The sequence below is a fragment of the Mesorhizobium sp. M7D.F.Ca.US.004.03.1.1 genome, assembly GCF_003998635.1.
Taxonomy (GTDB): domain Bacteria; phylum Pseudomonadota; class Alphaproteobacteria; order Rhizobiales; family Rhizobiaceae; genus Mesorhizobium; species Mesorhizobium loti.
On record NZ_RZQG01000698.1, the window covers coordinates 1 to 3,224 of the forward strand.

General features: G+C 64.5%; 4 protein-coding genes. 3 read left to right on the top strand and 1 reads right to left on the bottom strand.

The genetic code is table 11. The annotated features are described in order from the left end of the window. Positions 1 to 6: 6 nt before the first annotated feature. The 3 genes from EN935_RS28235 (at position 7) to add (ending at position 2,933) form a co-directional block, all read left to right on the top strand. Positions 7 to 711: an SDR family oxidoreductase gene (locus EN935_RS28235; protein WP_127266105.1), complete on the top strand. Its 705-nt coding sequence runs from the start codon at positions 7 to 9 to the stop codon at positions 709 to 711. 50 nt (positions 712 to 761) lie between these two features. Continuing rightward, the gene (locus EN935_RS28240; protein WP_109660845.1) at positions 762 to 1,820 is read left to right on the top strand and encodes a Gfo/Idh/MocA family oxidoreductase; all 1,059 of its coding nucleotides are present in this window, start codon (positions 762 to 764) and stop codon (positions 1,818 to 1,820) included. 120 nt (positions 1,821 to 1,940) lie between these two features. After that, on the top strand, positions 1,941 to 2,933 hold the full coding sequence (add, locus tag EN935_RS28245) for an adenosine deaminase (protein ID WP_109660848.1): 993 nt from the start codon (positions 1,941 to 1,943) through the stop codon (positions 2,931 to 2,933). 82 nt (positions 2,934 to 3,015) lie between these two features. On the opposite strand, the gene EN935_RS28250 is transcribed toward add, so the two are convergent. Further along, positions 3,016 to 3,224 (bottom strand): EAL domain-containing protein (locus EN935_RS28250; protein ID WP_127373847.1); only part of this gene is annotated, 209 nt, incomplete at its 5' end.

Here is a 3,224-nt window from a genome sequence, read left to right on the forward strand (position 1 = left end):
AATCCCATGAGTGTAGAAAAAGTAGCTGTGGTCGTGGCCGGCGGCAGCGGCATGGGTGCGGCGGCGGCGAAGCGGCTGGCGGCGGACGGCTTCAAGGTTGCCATCCTGTCGTCCTCGGGCAAGGGCGAGGCGCTGGCTGAGGAATTGGGCGGGCTCGGCGTCACCGGCTCGAACCAGTCGAACGACGATCTGCAGCGCCTGGTCGATTTGACGCTCGATCGCTATGGCCGCATCGACGTGCTGGTCAACAGCGGCGGCCATGGGCCGCGCGCCCCGATCCTGGAAATCACCGACGAGCAATGGCACACCGGCATGGACGTCTACCTGCTCAACGTCATCCGGCCGGTGCGCATCGTGGCACCGCAGATGGTCAAGCAGAAGGGCGGCGCCATCATCAACATCTCGACGGCCTGGGTGGTCGAGCCGAGCCCGATGTTCCCGACGTCCGCCGTGTTCCGCGCCGGCCTTGCCGCCTACACCAAGATCTTCGCCAACACCTATGCCGCCGACAATGTGCGCATGAACAATGTGCTGCCCGGCTGGATCGACAGCCTGCCGGCCACCGAAGAACGCCGCGACAGCGTGCCGATGCAGCGCTACGGCACCTCGGAAGAGATCGCCGCGACCATCGCCTTCCTGGCGTCGGAAGGCGCCGGCTACATCACCGGCCAGAACATTCGTGTCGACGGGGGCATCATCCGCGCTATTTGAGGGCGTCGGCCGAGAGGTCGATTCTGACCTCTCGGCTCAAGGAGCAAGAAATGCGGCTTTTGATACTCGGCACCGGCTGGATGGCGCAGGAACATGCGCGGCGCTTCAGCGCCATCGAGGGCGTCGACATTGTCGGTGCCGTCGATGTCGACCCGGCGCGCGTCGGCGAATATGCCGACAGCTTCAAGATCGCCAATCGCTTCACCTCGCTGGAGGCGGCGCTGGAATGGGGCGCTTTCGATGCGGTGGCCAATGTCACGCCGGACCGCATCCACCACCCGACCACCATGGCGCTGATTGCCGCCGGCAAGCCGGTGCTGTGCGAGAAGCCGCTGGCCGAAAATTTTGGCAAGGCCACCGAGATGGCTGACGCCGCTGAGGCCGCCGGCATCGTCAACATGGTGAACCTGACCTATCGCAATGTCGCCGCACTGCAAAAGGCCCGCCAGATGGTACAGGCGGGCGAAATCGGCACGGTCAGGCATGTCGAAGCGTCCTATCTGCAAAGCTGGCTGGTGTCGAAATTCTGGGGCGACTGGCGCACCGATCCGAAATGGCTGTGGCGGCTGTCGCGCGGCCACGGCTCGAATGGCGTGCTCGGCGATGTCGGCATCCACATCCTCGATTTCGCCAGTTACGGCGCCGCGCTCGACATCGACCATGTCTTCTGTCGTCTGCGCGCCTTCGACAAGGCGCCTGATAACCGCATCGGCGAATACGGGCTCGACGCCAATGACAGCTTCGCCATGACGCTGGATTTTTCCAACGGTGCCTTCGGCGTGGTGCATGCCAGCCGCTGGGCATCAGGCCATCTCAACGAGCTGCGCCTGCGCATCTATGGCGATAAAGGCGGCATCGAGGTGGTGCACAATCTCGACGGCTCGGCGCTCAAGGCCTGCGTCGGCGAGAATGTCGAGAACGCCAAATGGGAAGAGCTCGACGCCGGCACGGTGGCGACCAACTACCAGCGTTTCGTCGATGCGGTGCGAACTGGCGTGCAGGCCGAACCGTCGTTCCGACACGCCGCTGAGTTGCAGAAGGTGCTCGATCTGGCCGTCGTCTCGGACGAGAAGCGTGCCGAGCTGCGGGCAAGTGCGGATACGCAGTAGGCTTGGGTTCCGCGAGGCGCTGCCAATCTCGCGGCCAACGCGCAATTCTTTCAATCATTTCTTGAAATGAGGATTGGCCGTTTCGTGATTTGATGGCGTCGGAGAACAGGGGAGACGCCATTGACCGATTTCATCGGACTGCCGAAAGCCGAAGTGCACATCCACGTAGAGGGCTGCTTCGAGGCCGATGATGTGATCAGGAACTGCGAGGAAGCCGGCATTCCGCTGCGTGCACCGCGCGACAGGCTCTTCGAAGCTCATGACCTCAAGAGCTTCCTCGAGATGCTCGACTGGCTGTGCGGGACGTTCCGGACGCGCGAGCAACTCGCCACCACGGCCTACAAGTTTGCACAGCGCATGGGTCGAAGCGGTGTGCGTTACGCCGACGTCATCGTCAACCCGACGCATTGGCCGCATTGGCATGGGAATATCCCAGGGATGATCGACGCATTCGATGCTGGTTTCGCGGCCGCCGAGCAGGACGGACACCCGCCGGTCGGGCTTTGCGTCAGCCTGCTTCGCACCCAGTCGGCGGCGGATGCGATCGAGCTGGTCGAGTTGCTGAGCGAAATCAGACACAAGCGCGTCGTTGCCCTGTCGATCGACGGGAACGAAGCGGCCGCCGGCCGCACCGGCCCGCGCTTCGCCGAAGCGTTTCGCCGTGCCGGCGCGGCAGGCTTGCGGCGCACCGTTCATGCGGGCGAGTCGAGCGGCCCGGAAGGTGTTCGCGACGCGATCGAACTGCTTGGCGCCGACCGCATCGACCACGGCGTGCGGGCGATCGAAGACCCGGACCTTGTCGACCTGCTGGCGCAGAAGCAGATTCCCCTAGGCGTCTGTCCGATCTCCAACGTGGCGCTCGGCGTGTATCCGTCGCTTGCCGAACATCCGCTCGACGCTCTGCGCAAGGCCGGTGTCCCCGTCTCGATCAACACCGACGATCCGACGCTGCTCGACACCACGCTTGAAGCATCCTACGCCGCCTGCGCCGAGGCCTTCGGCTGGGACGGTGAAACCATCCGTGAACTCGCCGCGACGTCGGTGCAGGCGAGCTACGCCGACCCGGCGCTGAAGGCGCGGATCCTGACCGATCTAGCGGCCTGGCGGAGCTAGGTGCCGCTACCGATCTTGCCAGGAAGTATCCCGCGCGGCCGCCAGCGCCGCGTCGCCCAGTGCCATCGTGCTGTCTGGCGGATTACGCGGTCAGGGCTTCTGGCTGTTCGAAAAGCGCATGAAGCTCGGAGGCTGGCATTGGGCGGCCAAAGAACCAGCCCTGGACATCCGTGCAGCCATTCTCCCTGACCAGCCTGTACTGGTCCTCGGTCTCGACGCCTTCGGCTGTCGTCGTCATGCCGAGCGTGGTGCCGAGTTCGGCGACGGCCTTGACGATCGCCCGGCTTTCGC